The organism is Sphingomonas sp., assembly GCF_050725575.1.
In the GTDB taxonomy this organism is placed as follows: domain Bacteria; phylum Pseudomonadota; class Alphaproteobacteria; order Sphingomonadales; family Sphingomonadaceae; genus Sphingomonas.
Genome location: NZ_JBOHHW010000022.1, coordinates 60,040 through 77,195, shown reverse-complemented (window position 1 = coordinate 77,195; position 17,156 = coordinate 60,040). Strand labels below are relative to the sequence as shown.

At 64.8% G+C, this 17,156-nt stretch carries 22 protein-coding genes; 7 read left to right on the top strand and 15 right to left on the bottom strand.

Annotated elements, in window-relative coordinates:
* Positions 1–79 precede the first annotated feature (79 nt).
* Together ppa and ACRECS_RS15570 are read left to right on the top strand one after the other, a co-directional pair.
* Positions 80–628, top strand: a complete 549-nt coding sequence (gene ppa, locus ACRECS_RS15575; RefSeq protein WP_431583866.1) for an inorganic diphosphatase — start codon at positions 80–82, stop codon at positions 626–628.
* On the top strand, positions 625–1,311 hold the full coding sequence (locus tag ACRECS_RS15570) for a hypothetical protein (RefSeq protein ID WP_431583865.1): 687 nt from the start codon (positions 625–627) through the stop codon (positions 1,309–1,311). Before ppa ends, ACRECS_RS15570 begins: the two co-directional genes overlap by 4 nt.
* Here the strand turns inward: ACRECS_RS15570 and ACRECS_RS15565 are convergent.
* The 5 genes from ACRECS_RS15565 to ACRECS_RS15545 all read right to left on the bottom strand — a co-directional run bounded on the left by ACRECS_RS15565 (position 1,265) and on the right by ACRECS_RS15545 (position 4,273).
* The gene (locus ACRECS_RS15565) at positions 1,265–1,654 is read right to left on the bottom strand and encodes a TfoX/Sxy family protein (protein WP_431583864.1); all 390 of its coding nucleotides are present in this window, start codon (positions 1,652–1,654) and stop codon (positions 1,265–1,267) included. The two genes, ACRECS_RS15570 and ACRECS_RS15565, sit on opposite strands and share 47 nt — an antisense overlap.
* Positions 1,655–1,666: 12 nt before the next feature.
* A complete protein-coding gene (locus ACRECS_RS15560) occupies positions 1,667–1,987 on the bottom strand; it encodes a DMT family transporter (RefSeq protein WP_431583863.1) in 321 nt (106 codons plus the stop codon).
* Positions 1,987–2,469, bottom strand: coding sequence for an N-acetyltransferase family protein (locus ACRECS_RS15555; protein ID WP_431583862.1), 483 nt, complete (start codon positions 2,467–2,469; stop codon positions 1,987–1,989). Before ACRECS_RS15555 ends, ACRECS_RS15560 begins: the two co-directional genes overlap by 1 nt.
* Positions 2,466–3,353 carry a DMT family transporter gene (locus ACRECS_RS15550; RefSeq protein ID WP_431583861.1) on the bottom strand — a complete coding sequence of 296 codons (888 nt, stop codon included), beginning with the start codon at positions 3,351–3,353 and terminating at the stop codon, positions 2,466–2,468. The genes ACRECS_RS15555 and ACRECS_RS15550 overlap by 4 nt, the downstream gene beginning before the upstream one ends.
* Before the next feature lie 386 nt (positions 3,354–3,739).
* Positions 3,740–4,273, bottom strand: a complete 534-nt coding sequence (locus ACRECS_RS15545) for a winged helix-turn-helix transcriptional regulator (protein ID WP_431583860.1) — start codon at positions 4,271–4,273, stop codon at positions 3,740–3,742.
* Between ACRECS_RS15545 and ACRECS_RS15540 the strand changes: the two genes are divergently transcribed.
* On the top strand, positions 4,260–5,126 hold the full coding sequence (locus ACRECS_RS15540; RefSeq protein ID WP_431583859.1) for an NAD(P)-dependent oxidoreductase: 867 nt from the start codon (positions 4,260–4,262) through the stop codon (positions 5,124–5,126). The genes ACRECS_RS15545 and ACRECS_RS15540 overlap by 14 nt on opposite strands.
* On the opposite strand, the gene ACRECS_RS15535 is transcribed toward ACRECS_RS15540, so the two are convergent.
* The 4 genes from ACRECS_RS15535 to ACRECS_RS15520 all read right to left on the bottom strand — a co-directional run bounded on the left by ACRECS_RS15535 (position 5,123) and on the right by ACRECS_RS15520 (position 8,331).
* On the bottom strand, positions 5,123–5,614 hold the full coding sequence (locus tag ACRECS_RS15535; protein WP_431583858.1) for a retropepsin-like aspartic protease family protein: 492 nt from the start codon (positions 5,612–5,614) through the stop codon (positions 5,123–5,125). The genes ACRECS_RS15540 and ACRECS_RS15535 overlap by 4 nt on opposite strands.
* Before the next feature lie 79 nt (positions 5,615–5,693).
* Positions 5,694–6,041 carry a hypothetical protein gene (locus ACRECS_RS15530; protein WP_431583857.1) on the bottom strand — a complete coding sequence of 116 codons (348 nt, stop codon included), beginning with the start codon at positions 6,039–6,041 and terminating at the stop codon, positions 5,694–5,696.
* Positions 6,041–7,159, bottom strand: a complete 1,119-nt coding sequence (gene ispG, locus ACRECS_RS15525) for a flavodoxin-dependent (E)-4-hydroxy-3-methylbut-2-enyl-diphosphate synthase (protein ID WP_431583856.1) — start codon at positions 7,157–7,159, stop codon at positions 6,041–6,043. Before ispG ends, ACRECS_RS15530 begins: the two co-directional genes overlap by 1 nt.
* A 56-nt stretch (positions 7,160–7,215) precedes the next feature.
* On the bottom strand, positions 7,216–8,331 hold the full coding sequence (locus ACRECS_RS15520; RefSeq protein ID WP_431583855.1) for a DUF3089 domain-containing protein: 1,116 nt from the start codon (positions 8,329–8,331) through the stop codon (positions 7,216–7,218).
* A gap of 72 nt (positions 8,332–8,403) precedes the next feature.
* Between ACRECS_RS15520 and ACRECS_RS15515 the strand changes: the two genes are divergently transcribed.
* Positions 8,404–9,585, top strand: a complete 1,182-nt coding sequence (locus ACRECS_RS15515) for an acyltransferase family protein (protein WP_431583854.1) — start codon at positions 8,404–8,406, stop codon at positions 9,583–9,585.
* Here the strand turns inward: ACRECS_RS15515 and ACRECS_RS15510 are convergent.
* Positions 9,539–10,381 carry a LytTR family DNA-binding domain-containing protein gene (locus tag ACRECS_RS15510; protein WP_431583853.1) on the bottom strand — a complete coding sequence of 281 codons (843 nt, stop codon included), beginning with the start codon at positions 10,379–10,381 and terminating at the stop codon, positions 9,539–9,541. The genes ACRECS_RS15515 and ACRECS_RS15510 overlap by 47 nt on opposite strands.
* A 95-nt stretch (positions 10,382–10,476) precedes the next feature.
* On the opposite strand from ACRECS_RS15510, the gene ACRECS_RS15505 reads away from it, so the two are divergent.
* From ACRECS_RS15505 to ACRECS_RS15495, 3 genes are read left to right on the top strand one after another with little or no spacing between them, the layout of a single operon-like run.
* Entirely contained in the window at positions 10,477–11,637 is a 1,161-nt protein-coding gene (locus ACRECS_RS15505) for an acyltransferase family protein (protein WP_431583852.1), read from the top strand.
* Between the two features lie 21 nt (positions 11,638–11,658).
* The gene (locus ACRECS_RS15500; RefSeq protein WP_431583851.1) at positions 11,659–12,597 is read left to right on the top strand and encodes an isoaspartyl peptidase/L-asparaginase family protein; all 939 of its coding nucleotides are present in this window, start codon (positions 11,659–11,661) and stop codon (positions 12,595–12,597) included.
* 53 nt (positions 12,598–12,650) lie between these two features.
* Positions 12,651–13,496, top strand: coding sequence for a S1/P1 nuclease (locus ACRECS_RS15495; RefSeq protein WP_431583850.1), 846 nt, complete (start codon positions 12,651–12,653; stop codon positions 13,494–13,496).
* Here ACRECS_RS15495 and ACRECS_RS15490 read toward each other — a convergent pair.
* The 5 genes from ACRECS_RS15490 to tolB form a co-directional block, all read right to left on the bottom strand.
* Positions 13,493–13,762 carry a hypothetical protein gene (locus ACRECS_RS15490; RefSeq protein WP_431583849.1) on the bottom strand — a complete coding sequence of 90 codons (270 nt, stop codon included), beginning with the start codon at positions 13,760–13,762 and terminating at the stop codon, positions 13,493–13,495. The two genes, ACRECS_RS15495 and ACRECS_RS15490, sit on opposite strands and share 4 nt — an antisense overlap.
* A gap of 111 nt (positions 13,763–13,873) precedes the next feature.
* Positions 13,874–14,083, bottom strand: coding sequence for a toxin-antitoxin system HicB family antitoxin (locus tag ACRECS_RS15485; protein ID WP_431583848.1), 210 nt, complete (start codon positions 14,081–14,083; stop codon positions 13,874–13,876).
* Between the two features lie 9 nt (positions 14,084–14,092).
* Positions 14,093–14,995: an SPFH domain-containing protein gene (locus ACRECS_RS15480; protein WP_431583847.1), complete on the bottom strand. Its 903-nt coding sequence runs from the start codon at positions 14,993–14,995 to the stop codon at positions 14,093–14,095.
* A gap of 152 nt (positions 14,996–15,147) precedes the next feature.
* Positions 15,148–15,654: a peptidoglycan-associated lipoprotein Pal gene (pal, locus tag ACRECS_RS15475; protein WP_187761101.1), complete on the bottom strand. Its 507-nt coding sequence runs from the start codon at positions 15,652–15,654 to the stop codon at positions 15,148–15,150.
* Between the two features lie 105 nt (positions 15,655–15,759).
* Positions 15,760–17,148, bottom strand: coding sequence for a Tol-Pal system beta propeller repeat protein TolB (gene tolB, locus ACRECS_RS15470; protein ID WP_431583846.1), 1,389 nt, complete (start codon positions 17,146–17,148; stop codon positions 15,760–15,762).
* Between the last annotated feature and the right edge of the window lie 8 nt (positions 17,149–17,156).

Sequence of the window (17,156 nt, the reverse complement as noted above, 5' to 3'; positions counted from 1 at the left end):
CCCATTCAGGATATTCTGTGGGTGGCCGGGAGGGGGAGCGGGCCGGCGCCGCACTCTGAACGAAGTGAAGGATCCAGAAATGCGTATCGACATGATTCCGGTCGGCGACGATCCGCCGAACAGCCTCAACGTCATCATCGAGGTGCCGGTCGGCGGCGAGCCGGTGAAGTATGAATTCGACAAGAAATCGGGCGCGCTGTTCGTCGACCGCATCCTGCACACCCCAATGCGCTACCCGGCCAATTACGGCTTCGTGCCGCATACGCTCTCGCCTGATGGCGATCCGCTCGACGCTTTGGTCATCGCCCGCTCGCCCTTCATTCCGGGCAGCGTCGTGCGTGTCCGGCCGATCGGCGTGCTCAAGCTGGAAGACGAAGCCGGCGGCGATGAGAAACTGATCACCGTGCCGGTCGATACGACCTTCCCCTATTACACCGATGTCGGCGAGCGTGGCGATCTGCCCTCGATCGTGCTGGCGCAGATCGAGCATTTCTTCACCCACTATAAGGATCTGGAGCCGCAGAAATGGGTCCGGATCGGCAGCTGGGGCGACGCCGAGGAAGCCAAGCGGATTGTGGTCGAGGCGATCGAAGCCGCCAAGGTTGCCAAGGCGGCTGAACCGGCTTGAGCGCCCGGGCAGCCTGGCGCTGGTGTGCGGTGGCGGGTGTCGTCGCATTCTTCTGTTCCTGGCTGTTCGGTCAGATCCCCGGTCTGGTCGCGTGCGGCCCGATCGGGGACCTCACCCCGATCATCGCGTTCGAATTCGTGCGCACGCCGGCCGAAGTGGCGCTGCTGTTCGGCAGCGACCCCTGCCGGTCGGCGCTGGTCGCGGCGCAAAAGACCGGCCTGCTGCTTGACGAATTCGGCTTCATTCCGGCCTATACCGCCTTCCTGATTCTCGGTGCGCTGGCGGCGGGCTCGCGCGGCACCTTGCGCACGCTGACGATTGTCGCATTGGCGATTGCCGGACTCAGTGACGAGATCGAGGGCGTGCTGCTCTATGCGATCCTGCGCGACCTGCCCGGCACCCAGTCGCTGCTCGATCCCTTATGGTGGGCGGTGCATGTCAAATTCGCGCTGCTCGCGCTCGGCACGGCGGGCATTGGCGTAGCGCTGATCGCCGCCCGCAAATGGCTTACCGGCGCGTTCGGGCTGATCCTGCTCGGCGGCGGGCTCTACGCGCTGTACGGCCTGACCATCTTCCCACGCGGCAGCATGATGACCGGCTTCGTCCTCGCCTGGTTTGCGCTGCTCGTCGCGGCGCTTATCGCGTCGTTCGCGCCTCGGCTTTTTTCACCCCGCTCTTCTTAGCTTTGGCTTTCTTGGGCGGCGCGCGCAGCCCAGCCGCCAGCGCCAGTCCGCCCCATTCCCTGAGTGCATCGGCGTCGTCATACACATCGTCGGGCGCGCGACGGTAGTTCATCGACTTGAGCTCACCATTCATCTCGACGGTGAAGCGCGGACAACCTGCTGCGTCCCAGACGGCGTCGCTCTCCGCATCCCCCTTGAACCACAGCGCCTCCAGCCCGACTATCGCAAAGACCGTACCGTCGAGATAGAGCGTCGCACCGCCCATCATGCGCCGCATCGTCACCGTGCCGACCGGCGCCATCGCCTCGGTAACCCAATCGACCAGTCCGATATCGACCGCCATCCTACCCTCCTCTCAATGCCCAGACGTCAGCTTCAGCCCGGCAATGCACAAGACCACGCCGAGGATCAGCAACAACCGCGGCAGCGTCGCCGGCTCGCCGAACCAGGCGATGCCGACCAGTACCGTGCCGAGCGCGCCGATCCCGCCCCAGACCGCATAGGCGGTGCCCATCGGGATCGAGCGAGACGCGATTTCGAGCAACGCCATCGACAGCGTCACCGAGGCAAGGAAGCCGAGCGTCCAGGGCAGGTTGCGAAAGCCGTCGACATAGCGAAGGCAGGTGGTGAAGCCGATTTCGAAACAACCGCCGATGATCAGCAGGATCCAGGCCATCAACCCCTCCCCGCCAGCGTGACGAGCGCCTCGCCCGAAACGCGCTGCGTCGTCCATTCGTCCATCGCCTCGGCCCCCATCGCACGGTAGAAATCGATTGCGCGCACGTTCCAGTCGAGCACTGCCCATTCGAACCGCGCGCAGCCGCGATCGACCGCCAGCCCGGCGAGATGGACCAGCAATGCCTTGCCCGCGCCCGATCCGCGCGCGGCCGGCGTGATATAGAGATCCTCCAGCCAGATCCCGCGCACGCCGGTCCAGGTCGAGAAATTATGGAAGAACACCGCCATGCCGATCGGTACGCCGTCCTGCTCGGCGATCACTGCCTCGGCCGCTGGCGGCGCGCTGAACAATGCGTCGTGCAGATGCGGCTCGGTCGCGGTCACCGCATCGGGTTCGCGCTCGAACTCGGCGAGTTCACGTACGAAACCAAGGATCGTGGCGATATCGGCAGGAACGGCAGGACGGATGGCGATGGTCATAGAGCAGCCTCTACATTGGAGATGGGAACTGGACGGCGCCGCGCCGCGATCACGCAGCCGATGATGATCAGCGCGGCGCCGGCCAGCGTGAACAGCGACACGGTCTCGCCGAACACCAGCCAGCCAAGCAGCGACGCCCAGAGGAACGAGGTATATTCGGTCGGCGCGAGATAACTCGCCTCGCCGCGCGCATAGGCCCAGCTGAGCAATAGCAGCGAGCCGACCGCGAGCAGCGCCGCGCCCGCGATCGCCGGTACATGGCCGAGCGCCGGCACGACCGCCAGCCAGGGCGCGGCGAACGCGAGGATTCCGGCAACGATCACGCTCTGGAAAAAGGCGATCTCGATTGGTCCGGCAAGCTGGGCCTGCTGCCGCATCAGGATGATATTGTACGCATAGCATACCGCCGAGGTCAGGATGGAGATGGTGCCGAGCAGCGCCTCATGCCCAAGTTCGGCGCGCGCCTGGCCGGCCAGGATGATGCCGACACCGGCAATTGCCAACAGCGACGCGATGATCGCGGCCCGCCCGACATGTTCCTTGAGCAGCACCGCGGCGAGAAACAGCGCGATCAGCGGCGCGATAAAGGCGAGCGCCACGGCCTGCGCCATCGGCACCCGCGCCAACCCCCAGAAAAACGTCACCGCCATCACCGCCGATACGCTGCCGCGAATCAGATGGACACGCATCACCGCACGGGCCGGCCAGGCAGTGCGGGTCGCGAGGAACAGCACACCGCTGATCGCGACCCCGGCCAGGTTACGCCACAGCAAGGTGTTGTAGGCCCCGATCGCCAGCGTCAGCCCCTTCATCAGCGCGTCCATGCACGAGAACAGGGCGATGCCCAGTGTCGCGATCGCGAAGGCGGTGGTGCTTGGCTTCATACCCAATGCGATAGCGGCGCGGAATCGTCACGTCACCACAACGAATGCCGATCCGGCGGACCACTTGGCGATTCAATCACCGAACCACTTGTGACAGCGTGATCGCGGACGGGATGCTCTTCGGCATGCCGGCGCGCTCTTTCTCATCGTTGGATATGTTGGACATCCGGCACCCCTGTTCCGGTGCCGGCGACCCCTGTTATGCCGCTGTTTCACCCCTGTTATCGATAACAGGGGAAATGAGGGTCAAACCGTTGAAAATGATCCAATAAATCGCACCTGAAATCCAACTTAACAGGGGTGGGTTTTTTTTCGGCGGATAACAGGGGAAAACAGGGGCAAAACGCCGGTCGCAGGCACATGCTGCCCGACCCTGCCGGTTCGGATCAGGCTGCTTCCTGCTGCCCGGATTTCCATGTTTCGTGATATTTCCCCCATGCCGACATTGCGGTCACGGCGTCGTTCAGGCTCAGGCCGAGCGGCGTGATCGAATAATCCACGCGCGGCGGCACCTCGTCATGATCACAGCGACTGACCAGCCCATCGGCTTCCATCTGCCGCAATTGCTGGGTGAGCATCTTTTCGCTGACGCCGCCCAAGGATCGGCGCAGTTCGGCAAACCGGTGCGGGCGCAAATGCAGCTCCCACAGGATTGAGGTTTTCCACTTGCCGCCAATTGCATCCAGGGCGGCAGCGAAGCCGCAGCTGTCCCGTTCCTTCCGCCTCATTGTCAGATCCCTTTCTTTCGATTTTGGGCGCTTACCTGAAGGTGCGTACTTCTCACCTTCAGCGAAATTTATATCTTCTCGCCCAGCGCGGCAAACGCTCTCGACCGTATCGTGACAGGCGGCCGCCCATGGAGAGATGACAATGAAATCGACAGTCTGCGTTCTCGGCGCGGGCCGGATGGGCTCGGCCATCGTCCGGGCATTGCTCGCCGGCGGCCATTCCGTACGGGTGTGGAATCGGACCCGGCAAAAATGCGCGCCGCTGGTCGAACGCGGGGCGACACTGGCCGCGAACGTGGAGGATGGGGTTCGCGCCGCGGATGTGGTGATCGTGAATGTCCTGGATCACGCCGCCAGCGATGCGCTGCTGAAACAGGACGCGGTGGCGGTGGCACTGCGCGGAAAAACCGTCGTGCAGCTCACCTCCGGCTCGCCGCGCCTGGCGCGCGACGAGGCGCACTGGATCGAGGAGCAGGGTGGCAGCTATCTCGACGGGGCGATCATGGCCACGCCGGATTTCATCGGCAAGCCGGATACGTCATTGCTCTATTCGGGACGCCCGGAGATCTATGAAAGCCATAAGGAGCTGCTTCGGACGCTCGGCGGCAACACGCAATATGTCGGCGAGGCGCCGGGCCAGGCATCAGCACTCGATACTGCCCTGCTGACCCAGATGTGGGGCGGACTGTTCGGAGCGCTCCAGGGCATGGCGGTCGCCGCGGCGGAGGGCCTCGACCTGCGCGCGTTCGAGCGTCACTTCACTGCCTTCAAGCCGGTCGTCGATGCGGCGCTCTACGATGTGATCGGCCGGACACACGCCCGCCGCTTTGCCGGCGACGACGAAACGCTGGCGTCACTGGGTGCCCATTATGGTGCGTTTCGGCACTTGCTCGAAGCGTGCGAGGAACGCGCGTTGAATGCCGCGATACCGGACGCGATGGATACGCTCTTCCGCCGGGCGCTTGCGACCGGGAGCGCGGATGACGACTTCGCATCCCTCGCTCCTCTGCTACGCGACAGTGCGGCGCAGGGCCGGTCAGGCTAGCGCAGGGTCATCTTGTCGTTGCTGATCTGCACATTTCTCAGGCGGCGCAGATAGGTATGGCCGAGCAGCGACATGTCGCTTCCCTCCAGCACCACGGCGCGGACATCGGTCGCACGCTTGCCGTCGAGCACGATGTCGGCGATCCGCACCTCCTGCCCGCGCACATCGCCCGCAGCGCCCCGGCCGACGACCTGGAACTGCGACGGATCAAATGCGACATGGGCGCGCTTGGCATCCTCCATCGTCAGCGCAACGGTGTCGGCACCGGTATCGACAACGAAGCGGATCGGCTCGTCATTGACGTCGGCGACCGCCAGGAAATGGCCGCTGGGCATACGATCGAGCACCGTCTCGACCGGCACATCCTTGGCCGGCACGGCCGCCGCCGGCTGCGCGGCCGGCGCGGCTGTGACCTTGGGCTTGGCGGTCGGGATGGCCAGGCCGATAGCGATGCCCGTTACGGCCATGAGGGCAAGCGCGATCTTCATGCCGCCCGCTTTAGCGATCAGGCGTTAGGCCGGGGCTAAGAGCGATGGCAAATAATGTCCTAATGGCGGCGAGCCGTTTTCATCGATCACTGCCCGCCACGGGCGGCTCGCTGACGAGTTCCAAGCGGTCGTAACCCAGCATTTGCAGCGTGTAGATCATTCCACCAAGGCATTGATACGACATCTCCGTGCCATCCGTGCCATTGATGAAAACGATGCGCGCATGTTTGTTGGGGATCAGCCGGGCGATAGCGCCCGACGACGCTGGCGACACCGGGTCATCGACCCGCTCGCCCGCCACGATCGGCGCAGTCGACTTGCCATCGGCATGACAATCAATGGTGACGGGTACCGGACGATCCTGCGCAAATGCCACACCCTCACCGATCGTCACGGCAAGGATCGACATCGCCAGGGCGATGCGCATCACGCCGCCGCGCGCGCTTCGTCCGCCGCGTCGATCTCGGCCGCTTTGGCCTCGACCAGCTTGACGATATGCTCGAGCATATCGGCGCTCGATACGGTGTGGTCGGTGACGCCCGACAGATAGACCATATGCTTGCCGTTGCCGCCGCCGGTCAGACCGATATCGGTCTCGCGCGCTTCGCCGGGGCCATTGACCACGCAGCCGAGCACCGACAGCGACATCGGGGTGCGGATATGCTGGAGCCGTTCCTCCAGCGCCTGCACGGTGCGGATCACGTCGAAGCCCTGGCGCGCACAGCTCGGGCAGGAAATGACGCGGACGCCGCGGTTGCGGATGCCGAGGCTTTTCAGGATCTCGAAGCCGACGCGCACTTCCTCTTCCGGTTCGGCCGAGAGCGAGACGCGGATCGTGTCGCCGATGCCGTACCAAAGCAGGCTGCCGATGCCGATCGCGCTCTTCACCGTGCCGCCGACGAACCCGCCCGCCTCGGTGATGCCGAGATGCAGCGGGCAATCGACCACTTCGGCAAGCTGTTGATAGGCGGCGACCGCGAGGAACAGGTCGGAAGCCTTCACCGCGACCTTGAATTCGTGGAAATCATGATCCTGCAGCAGCTTGATATGATCGAGCGCGGATTCGACCAAAGCCTCGGGGCAGGGCTCGCCATATTTTTCGAGCAGGTCCTTTTCCAGGCTGCCGGCATTGACGCCAATGCGGATCGCGCAGCCATTGGCCTTGGCCGCATTGACCACTTCGCGCACCCGGTCCGATGAACCGATATTGCCCGGGTTGATGCGCAGGCAGGCGGCGCCCGCATCGGCCGCCTCAAGCGCGCGCTTATAGTGGAAATGGATATCCGCGACGATCGGCACACGGCTGGCGCGCACGATCTGCTTCAGCGCTGCCGTGCTCTCCACATCGGGGCAGGACACGCGGATGATATCGACGCCGGCATCCTCGCAGCGGCGGATCTGGGCGATCGTCGCCTTCGCGTCGGAGGTCAGCGTGTTGGTCATCGTCTGGACGGTGACCGGCGCGTCGCCGCCAACGGGGACGTTGCCGACCATGATCTGGCGGCTCTGGCGGCGGATGATGTCGCGCCACGGACGAAGGGACATAGGATTCCTCGGGGTTCTTCATAACGCCTATAGCGCGACCGTGGCGACGGCGGAACCTATTGCTTCCAGAACGCGCCCAGCCGCACCCAGGCATTCTCACGCAGGTTCATATAGGCGACATTGTAATCGACATTATGGAAATTGCCGAACGGGATCATCAGGTCGGTATAGGCTTTGCCCGGCGGCGAGATGTACAGAGCGCCGTCGCGCATCCGGCCCGACACGAGTCCGGGTACCGGCGCAGCGGGGCCGGCGCCCGTGCCGTACAGCCAGCTGCCCTTGTTCAGCGCCTTGGGCGCCATCGCATCGGCGGTGCTCCAGCTGTACGGATTGATCCCGGCATAGGGCCTGATCCTTGTCTCCGGCGTGTATTTCGATTGCCGGCCGATGTTGACCCGCTGCAGCGACGCGTTGCGCCCCTGCGCATAGGTCGACCAGGTGACGACGCAGCCGGTGTCATAAGCCTGGGTGCAGGCGCGCACGTCGCGCAGGCGGGTGAACCAGTTCTTCTCGATCCAGGTGCCGATCAGATAGGCCGCGATCAGGCGACGCGCGACCGGCTTGCCGTCGATCTCGCGCTCGATCAGCAGGCGCCCGAGCCGCGATCCCTGGCTGTGCCCGGCGATGATGAACGGCCGTCCCTTATTGTGATTGGCGAGGAAGTAGCGAAACGCCCGCGCGACATCGCCGTACGCAAGCTCGGTCGCGGCGTCGCTATTGGCCGACCATTTGATATAGCCGCCCAGCGTCATCTGGCGGTAGCGTGGCGCATAGATCGCGCAGCAACCATTGAACACGCTTGCCTGGGCACGGATCGTGGTTTCCTCGATCTTTCGGTTGAGCGCGGCATCGCGGACATCGGCGTTCCACTGCGTGCGGCTCATCAGCACGGTCGGGTAAATGAAGAAGACATCGGCGGAGGCTTCGCGCTGGTCGACCCCAGTCACGCCGCGCGGCGTGACATCCGCCTCGTCGCGCATCGTCGGCAGGGCGGCCCAGTTCGAAGCGCTTGCATAGTCCGGCGCGGGCGGCGCCTTGCGCGGATCGAACGCGAATGGCGGCGGCTGATTATTGCGCGCGATCTTCAGCGCCTGGCCGATCTGCGGCACCGCCGGTGTCGCCGCCCCGGCCGTGAGCAAAACTCCCAATCCGATCCAGCCGCCGATCCGCATGGTGCGTCCTAACCTTTTGGTGATTGGAATGCCGCTATAGCAGAATGACGGACTCTTACGAAGCTGGACCATTTGACACAGAGCAGTCGTCATTACGGCCTGGATTGGCTGCGCATCGCAGCGTTCGGCCTGCTGATCCTGTACCATATCGCCATGGTGTTCGCGCCGTGGGAGTGGGTGGTGAAGTCCGCCCATACTTATCCCGAGCTGGTCGCGCCGATGGCAGCGCTGACGCCGTGGCGCCTGCCGCTGCTGTTCGCGGTATCGGGCTATGCTTCGCGCAAATTGTTCGAGAAATCGCCCTCGGTACAGAGCTTTGTGCGCTCGCGCTGCGCTCGGCTGCTGATTCCCTGGGGCTTCGCGATGGCCGTCATCGTGCCGCCCGAAATGTGGGTGCGCGTGCTGGAGAAGGGATATCCGTTCGGTCTGCTGCACTTCTGGGCCAATGATTACTGGCGCATTGGCACCTTTTACGGGCGCAGCTTCCCGAGCGTCGAGCACCTGTGGTTCGTCGAATATCTCTGGGCCTATACCATGCTGCTGGCGGCATGTCTCACCTGGGGCGGCGGCATCGCGCGGCTGCAGCGCGGAGTCGACTGGCTGGCAAGCGGCACCCGAATGCTGTGGGCGCCGCTCGGCCTGCTCGTCACGGCCAAGCTGGCCTTGCTGTTCGTCGTGCCCGAACAACAGGGCCTGTTCACCGACTGGGCCGGCCATGCGCTCTACGTGCCGGTCTTCCTGTTCGGCTTCGCGCTTGGCGGATCGCAGCGGCTCTGGCCGTCGATCGCGCGTCACTGGCGCGCGGCCGGACTGCTGGCGTTGATCAGCGGCGTCTTCGTCATTGCCTTCGAGCTGACCTATCAGGGCGAGCACATCCCGCCGCATCTGCAGATGGCGCTCGACCGATCGGCGCGGGTCGTCATGGCATGGAGCATGATCGTCATACTGCTGCATGTCGCCGAGACCGGGTGGAACCATGACCATCGCTGGCGCGCGACGCTGGGCGAAGCGGTCTTCCCCTTCTACATCATCCATCACCCGGTGATCGTGGTGACGGCCTGGTTCACGCTGCCGCTTGGCCTCGCGCCCTGGACGGAGTTCGCCCTGCTGTTCGCCGTCACCGCAGCGGCGTGCGCGGCCTTTTACCTCATCGGACGCGAGATCAACTGGCTGCGGCCGCTGATCGGCCTGCGCGCGCTGCCCCGGGTCACGCCTGCAGTGCAGCCCGATAGCGTCGGCTCCCCCGCACACTGACGCCGTTCGCCAGATCGATGGTGAAGTCACCGCTGCGGTCAGTCTCGACCCGGCGGATCGCGGCGCGGCGGACGATGCGGCTGCGATGGATGCGCACGAACGCGTCGCCCAGCTCCGCCTCGACCGTCGCAAGCGTCGCGCGGTGGAGCAGGGTGCGCGGGCCCCAGCCGATCTCGACATAATTGCCTGCCGCGACCACCTGGTCGATCTCGCCCACCGGCACCTGATGCGTGACCGCACCGTCCGCGACCGCGAGAAAGGCCGCGCCGGGCTCCTGCCATGGCTGCGTCGCGGCACCGGTATTGGCGAGCAACCACTGCACAACCGCCGCCATGCCGGCCCATTGCAGATAGGTGCCGACATCCTTGCGATATTCGTAGAGCAGCGGGTTCCTAAGCGGCCCGAAGAAATGATAGGCCTGCCCCTCAAACGCGTAGAAGATCTTGCGCAGCACCACCATCACGCCGACGTGCCAAGCCGAGACGGGAACCGTCGCCAGTATCAGGATCAGCGCGACCTGGACCCAGCTGAAGCGCGGCGGGCGGACTTTCGCGATCATGTACCAGATTGGCGGCGCCAGGCTGAGCCAGGCGATGATACTCGACACTTCCCATACCCAGACATGAGTGCGGGTAACCGGGACGCCGGCCGAGGCGAAGTCGCTCATCATCGATTCGGCGTCGGCGACCATGATCGCGATCAGGACCACCGCGAAACCGGCACCGAGCAGCAGCGCGAGCCGCCGCCGCGCGCCGTTCGTCCCACCATCCCCGCCGCTGGTCCCGCTGCCCGTCACCCTCGTCCCCTGATCGCCGCCGCCGGTCCCTCATCGGTACCGGGCGATCGCGCTGCTCGCTAGCCAGCCGCCTCTTACTTGCTAAAGGGACTGCGATGGAACGGCATTTCGGACTGGACTGGCTTCGGATCGGCGCTTTCGGGCTGTTGATCTTCTACCATATCGGCATGGTCTTCGTGCCATGGGACTTCCATGTGAAGACGGCGCACCCGATGGAATGGGTCGCGATCCCGATGCTCGCGACCAACAGCTGGCGATTGCTACTGCTGTTCGTCGTCTCGGGCTATGCCAGCCGCGCACTCCTGTTGAAGGGGGGCGGGGCCGGCGCGTTCGCCGGATCGCGCAGCAAGCGGCTGCTGATCCCGCTGCTGTTCGGTGTGATCGTCGTCATCCCGCTCCAGCCCTGGGTCGAGGTGACGACCAAGTTCAGCTATGCCGGCAGCCTGTGGAGCTTCTGGCTGCACGACTATTTCCGCTTCGGTACGCTGGCCGGGATCATCCTGCCGACCTGGCAGCATCTGTGGTTCGTGGTCTATCTGTGGGTCTATACCATGGCGCTGGCGATCGGCATCGCCTTGCTCCGCCGGCTGCCGCTGCAGGCGATCTTCGACCGGCTGTTCGGCAACATCGCCGTCTGGCTGATTCCGGTAATCTGGCTGATCCTGGTCGCGGCCTGGCTGTTCCCCGGCGCGCGCGAGACTCATGCCCTGTTCGGCGACTGGGTCGCGCATGCTCAATATCTCCCGGGGTTCCTGTTCGGCTTCGCGCTGGCCGGGTCAAAACCTGCCTTCGCCGCGATCGGCCGCTGGTGGCGTCCTGCAGCGGTCGTAGCGGTGGCAAGCTATGCGGTTGTCGCGACGATCGAGTGGAACTGGCCCGGCAGCGCCATGCCATGGCCCTATGGCCAGGCCTTTTCCTGGGCGCGCGCCGCGCAGGGCTGGAGCACGATCGTCGCGCTGATCGGTTTTGCCGACACGCACTGGAACCGCGACCATCGGTGGCGCGCGATGCTCACCGAGGCCGTGTTTCCTTTCTATATCATCCATCAGACGATTATCGTCGGGGTCGAGTTCCTGCTGCTGCCGTACGGCCTGCCGGCAGGCGCCGAGTTCGCCATCCTCGTCTTGACCACGGTCGCGGGATGCTGGGCCTTCTACCTGATCGGGCGCGAGGTCGGATGGCTTCGGCCGCTGATCGGACTGCGCGCAAGGGTGGCGCGGCCGGTATCATCTGATACCAGACCCGCGATTATCTGATCTTCCGACTGGAGCCTGTTCATGCCTGACCCCGTTTCCAACCCGCGCTGGACGCTGATGATCCATGGCGGGGCAGGGATGATGACGCGCGATCGCCTGACGCCGGAGCAGGATGCCGGTACCCGCGCCGGGTTGGCGGGTGCGCTCGACGCCGGGTCGGCGGTGCTCGACAGCGGCGGATCGGCGCTCGACGCGGTCGCAGCAGCGGTGCGCGTGCTCGAGGATGATCCGCATTTCAATGCCGGGCGTGGCGCAGCGCTCAGCTTCGACGGCGTGGCCGAGCTCGACGCAGCGATCATGGACGGGCGCGACCGACGCGCCGGCGCTGTAGCGGGCATCACCGCGACGCGTCACCCGGTCGATCTGGCACAAGCAGTGATGGCGGACGGACGGCACGTACTGCTGTCGGGCGCGGGCGCCGACGCCTTCTCGATCGATGCGGGACTCGAACAGGCGGGCCAGGACTGGTTCGCCTTGCCCGAACGGCGCCGGCAGCTGGACGAGCTCAAGTCGCATGGTGGCGGCGCGTTCGACGTCGACATGAAGTACGGCACGGTCGGTGCTGTCGCGTGCGACGCGCAGGGCCATGTCGCGGCGGCGACCTCGACCGGCGGCGTGACCGGCAAGCGCTGGGGACGAGTCGGCGATTCGCCGCTGATCGGTGCCGGTACCTATGCCGATGACCGCGCCTGCGCAGTATCAGCGACGGGCGCGGGCGAGTTCTTCATCCGCGCTGGCGTTGCGCACGAAATCTGCGCCCGAGTCCGGCTGAGCGGTGCGACCGTGCAGGACGCAGCCGACGCGGTGCTGGCCGATGTCCGCGCGCTGGGGGGCACCGGGGGCGTGATCGTTGCCGCGCCAAACGGCGAGTTGGCGTGGAGCTTCATCACCGCGGGTATGAACCGCGCTCGCGCAACCTCCTATGGCGAGCGGGCGATCGCGATCTACGGCGACGAGTAGGACGCGCACGCCTCGCTCTTGTCCGGACAAGCGAGAAGAGTAGAGCGGAGCCCATGAATCGCATCCTCCCCGCCCTGCTCGCTTTGCTCGCGGCCACCGTCGCCGCACCGGTTTCCGCTTATTGGGAATATGGCCATGAGACGGTCGCCACGATCGGCTACCGCAACGCCAGACCGGAAACCCGCGCCGCGATCGACCGCATCCTGCGCCATGCGGCGCTGCTCGAAACCCCGACCTGCCCGGCCAGGACGATCGAACAGGCCAGCGTGTGGGCCGACTGCATCAAGACGCTCGGGCCGCGCTTCAGCTACAGCTCCAACTGGCATTATCAGAACGTCAATGTGTGCAAGCCGTTCGACCTGAAATCGGCCTGCCGCGACGGCAATTGCGTGTCGGCGCAGATCGAGCGCGACATGAAATTGCTCAAGGACAAGACGCTGCCGATGCGCGAGCGCGTCCAGGCGCTGGCCTTCCTGATCCATTTCATGGGCGATCTGCATCAGCCGCTCCATGCCGGTGACCGCGACGATCTCGGCGGCAACAAGGTCAGCGCCGCTTATGGCATCTATACGGCCGAGCGGCTCAACCTCCACACGATCTGGGACGGCTATCTCGCCGAGCGGGCAATCTCGACCCCGCCCTCCCTGGTGCGGCGCTATTCGCCGGAAGAGAAGGCTGCGATCCAGGCCGGCAGCGTCGAGGACTGGAGCCGCGAGAGCTGGCAGGTGGCGCACGACGCGACCTATGCGACCGCGCTGGGCGGCGACGCCTGCGGTCAGGTCCCGCCCCGCGCCAAGCTCGACCAGGCGACGATCGAGAAACTGGTGCCGATCGCCCGGCTGGAAGTCGAGCGCGGCGGGTTGCGGCTGGCGCGATTGCTCGACGAGGCGTTTGGCTAGCGATCCAGCCCCCAACGCCAGCGCCAGCCGCCATCCGTCTTGCGCGAGGTGATGACGATCATCGCCGCGGTCAGCGCGACCCCGGCAATGATGTGTGGCACGAGGCCGGGCAGAAACCTGAACATCCCGAACATCGCGGCGGCATAGCCGAGTATCACCACCCAGCCCTGCCATGTGACCGGCGTCGCACCGATACCGAACAGCTTGGGGGCAAACCAATATCCGTCACGGACGCGGTAGACGCGCTTGATCGGATCGATATCCATTGCCGTCACTCCGTCATGAAAGCTGGATCAACAAACCGACACCCAATGCGATCAGCGTGATGGCAAGCACCCAGGGCAAGCGTGCCTTCGAGGTAAACAATCCAAGCATTGTCATTCTCCTTCAGTTGATTTCGGCGGCCGTCCGCGACGCGCGACGACCGGTGCCTCCAGTTTCACCCCCCGCTTCGCCAGCGCCTCGCGCAGCAGGCATTCGACCTGCGCGTTGACGCTGCGCAGGTCGCTCGCCGCGGTGCGCTCGATCGCCGCGTAGAGCGCGGGGTCGAGGCGCAGCGGGAACGCCTTTTTGGAAGGGGCAGTCATCTCACGGGCCTATTGATACAGGCTGCCCGTGTTCACCACCGGCTGCGTATCGCGTTCGCCGCACAGCACGACCATCAGGTTCGAGACCATCGCCGCGCGGCGTTCATCGTCGAGATGGACGACATTCTTCTCGCTGAGCATCTCGAGCGCCATCTCGACCATGCCGACCGCGCCTTCGACCAAGGTCTTGCGCGCCGCGACCACCGCCTGGGCCTGTTGCCGGCGGAGCATCGCCCCGGCGATTTCCTGCGCATAAGCCAAGTGGGTGAAACCGCATTCGTCGACCGTGATCCCTGCGACGACGAGGCGCGCGATCAGTTCCTGGCGCAGCTCGACCGCGACTTGGTCGTGATTGCCGCGCAGCGTCACTTCCTGATGCTCGAAATCGTCATAGGGGTAACGCGCACCGATCGTGCGCACCGCAGCCTCGATCTGAACGATGACGAACGATTTGTAATCGTCGATATCGAACAGCGCCTGCGCGGTATCGGTCACGCGCCACACCACCTGCGCCGCGATCTCGATCGGGTTGCCGCGCAGGTCATTCACCTTCAATCGTTCGGAGATCATGTTGTTGGCGCGCAGCGACACCTTGTTGCGGCCGAGCCAGGGCAACAGCCAGCGCAGGCCGGTATTGCGGTCAGTGCCCTTATAGGCGCCGAACAAAGTGATCGCCGTCGCCTGGTTGGGCTGCTGCATGTAGAAGCCACACAGGATGAAGAGGAAGACCAGGAGCGAGGCGGTAATGATCAGGCCGCCCATGATCGGCCTGTCCTGCATCATCGACGCGCCTAACACCCCGGTCACGATCATGAAGAGCATGACCAGCAGCATCACATAGCCGCTCGACGTGGCCGCCGGCCGTTCGCGCGACAGCGTGAGCGCCGTGTTGGTCGTACCCGAATCCGACATTGGAACCTCCCGTTAATGTGATATCACATTTATATCGGGTATTCGGACAGCGCAAGCGGATTCGGATCAGGCGGAAACGCCATGAAAAACGCCGCCGGATCCGATGATCCGACGGCGTCTTCACATGGTAACGGGCGGCAAGCCGCCCGGGATCAGTTGAGAACGATGGTCACTGCGCGGCGATTCTGCGCCCAGCTTGCTTCGTCCGACCCCAGCGCGATCGGGCGTTCCTTGCCATAGCTGATCGTCGAGATGCGCGCCGGGTTCACGCCGCGGCCGGCGAGATAATTCTTCGCCGCATTGGCGCGGCGATCGCCGAGCGCGAGGTTATATTCGCGCGTGCCGCGTTCGTCGGCGTGCCCCTCCAGGCTGACCGGAACGTTTGGCCATTTGGCCAGCCACGCCGCCTGGCTGTCGAGGATTTCGCGCGCGCGCGCATCGATATCATAGCGGTCGAGCGCGAAATTGACGGTGTTGCTGGTGACCGAGCGCTCAAAATCGGCGCGCGAGCCGGGCACGACATTGTCGCCCTGAACCGGGCCCGGGCCGGTCTGCTCTTCACCCGGCCCCGGCGGGAGCGTTGCAGGGCGCTTCTTGCTGCAGGCAGCAGTAGCAAGCAATGCCGTCGCAATGAGGATCGTGGTTGTCAGTCTGGCCATCTGATTTCTCCTTCGGTCAGTGGTCGTGTCGATATCGACGCGTTTGAAAAAACGGATCGGGCATCGACGGGGGGTACGCAAATCACAGTCGAGGGCGTAACGATCTTACGGCCGTAACGGTCCCCAGCCCGGATCGGATCCATCAAGCGGGGTCGGCACGCGGCGTTCATTGACCCCGGTCAGATCGACCGACCACAGATCGGCCTTGCCCGCGCCGCCGCGTCCCTGACGATAGAACATCAGCACACGGCCATTGGGCGACCAGCTCGGCCCTTCATCCTGCCAGTCGTCGGTCAGCAGTTTCTCGCCGCTGCCCGACGAGCTCATGATCCCGATGCGGAAATTGCCCGCAATCTTGGTGAAGGCAATCAGGTCGCCGCGCGGGCTCCACACCGGCGTCGCATAACGTCCGCTGCCGAACGAGATGCGCTGCTGGTTCGAGCCGTCGGCATTCATGACATAGATCTGCTGCGCGCCGGAGCGATCGCTTTCGAATGCGATGCGCCGCCCGTCAGGCGAGAAGCTGGGCGCAGTATCGATCCCCGGTGCATCGGTCAGCCGCTGCGGCGAGCCGCCCGATGTCGCCACTTTGTAGAGATCGGTATTGCCGGCGACCGCCATCGAAAAGACGACAGAACGGCCGTCGGGCGACACGCGCGGCGAAAAGGTCAGGCTGGGGTTGTTGACCAGCAGGCGCTGCTTGCCGGTGCCAATGTCATAGACATAAATTGCCGGGCGATCGTTGAGATAGCTCATATAGACAATCGTCTGCTGGTTCGGCGCAAAGCGCGGCGTCAGCACGATCGACTGGCCATTGGTCAGGAAGCGGTGATTCGCCCCGTCCTGATCCATGATCGACAGGCGCTTGATACGCTTGCCCTTGGGCCCCGTTTCCGAGACGTAGATCACGCGGCTGTCGAAATACGGGCCTTCGCCGGTCAGCTTTGCATAGACCATGTCGGCGCATTTATGCCCGGCGCGACGCCAGTCGCCGGGCGGCACGACAAAGCCCTGCCGCACCAGCTCATTGCGCGAAAACACGTCATAGAGATAGCAGCCGACGGTGAGCGTCCCGTCGCCATTGGCGCGGATAAAGCCCTGCACCAGCGCCGATGCGTTGGCACCGCCCCAATAATCGAACGCCGGCGCGGTCACTTCTGAAAAAGCGACGCTTTTCAACCCGTTCGGCGCGATCGGCTTGAACAGCCCGCTGTTGCGCAGATCATTGGTGATGATCCCGGCAAGCTGGCGGCCAAGCTCGTCGGTGCGGCCGGCCGGCGTATCGACCGGAGAGGATGTCGGCATGACCGGGATGGCGATGCCGAGCGGCGCGGAAATGCCGCCGACGACGTCGACGACCAGTTCGTCCTGCTGGCCGGGCGCAGCCTGGCCCGGCTGCACGGTCGGCTGGGCCGGCGGCGCGTCCTGCGCCTGCGCGGCGGTCGTTCCGGAAAGCGCCAGCGCGAGCGCCAATATTTTCCTATTGTGCATCATCGTCTTTC

Bases quoted from the DNA above. Each gene is read 5' to 3' on its own strand.
- ppa (WP_431583866.1), top strand. From the start codon at position 80: ATGCGTATCGACATGATTCCGGTCGGCGACGATCCGCCGAACAGCCTC.
- ACRECS_RS15565 (WP_431583864.1), bottom strand. From the start codon at position 1,654: ATGGCGGTCGATATCGGACTGGTCGATTGGGTTACCGAGGCGATGGCG.
- ACRECS_RS15560 (WP_431583863.1), bottom strand. From the start codon at position 1,987: ATGGCCTGGATCCTGCTGATCATCGGCGGTTGTTTCGAAATCGGCTTC.
- ACRECS_RS15555 (WP_431583862.1), bottom strand. From the start codon at position 2,469: ATGACCATCGCCATCCGTCCTGCCGTTCCTGCCGATATCGCCACGATC.
- ACRECS_RS15550 (WP_431583861.1), bottom strand. From the start codon at position 3,353: ATGAAGCCAAGCACCACCGCCTTCGCGATCGCGACACTGGGCATCGCC.
- ACRECS_RS15540 (WP_431583859.1), top strand. From the start codon at position 4,260: ATGGGCTCGGCCATCGTCCGGGCATTGCTCGCCGGCGGCCATTCCGTA.
- ACRECS_RS15545 (WP_431583860.1), bottom strand. From the start codon at position 4,273: ATGGCCGAGCCCATCCGGCCCGCGCCGAGAACGCAGACTGTCGATTTC.
- ACRECS_RS15535 (WP_431583858.1), bottom strand. From the start codon at position 5,614: ATGAAGATCGCGCTTGCCCTCATGGCCGTAACGGGCATCGCTATCGGC.
- ACRECS_RS15530 (WP_431583857.1), bottom strand. From the start codon at position 6,041: ATGCGCATCGCCCTGGCGATGTCGATCCTTGCCGTGACGATCGGTGAG.
- ispG (WP_431583856.1), bottom strand. From the start codon at position 7,159: ATGTCCCTTCGTCCGTGGCGCGACATCATCCGCCGCCAGAGCCGCCAG.
- ACRECS_RS15520 (WP_431583855.1), bottom strand. From the start codon at position 8,331: ATGCGGATCGGCGGCTGGATCGGATTGGGAGTTTTGCTCACGGCCGGG.
- ACRECS_RS15505 (WP_431583852.1), top strand. From the start codon at position 10,477: ATGGAACGGCATTTCGGACTGGACTGGCTTCGGATCGGCGCTTTCGGG.
- ACRECS_RS15500 (WP_431583851.1), top strand. From the start codon at position 11,659: ATGCCTGACCCCGTTTCCAACCCGCGCTGGACGCTGATGATCCATGGC.
- ACRECS_RS15495 (WP_431583850.1), top strand. From the start codon at position 12,651: ATGAATCGCATCCTCCCCGCCCTGCTCGCTTTGCTCGCGGCCACCGTC.
- ACRECS_RS15490 (WP_431583849.1), bottom strand. From the start codon at position 13,762: ATGGATATCGATCCGATCAAGCGCGTCTACCGCGTCCGTGACGGATAT.
- ACRECS_RS15485 (WP_431583848.1), bottom strand. From the start codon at position 14,083: ATGACTGCCCCTTCCAAAAAGGCGTTCCCGCTGCGCCTCGACCCCGCG.
- ACRECS_RS15480 (WP_431583847.1), bottom strand. From the start codon at position 14,995: ATGTCGGATTCGGGTACGACCAACACGGCGCTCACGCTGTCGCGCGAA.
- pal (WP_187761101.1), bottom strand. From the start codon at position 15,654: ATGGCCAGACTGACAACCACGATCCTCATTGCGACGGCATTGCTTGCT.
- tolB (WP_431583846.1), bottom strand. From the start codon at position 17,148: ATGATGCACAATAGGAAAATATTGGCGCTCGCGCTGGCGCTTTCCGGA.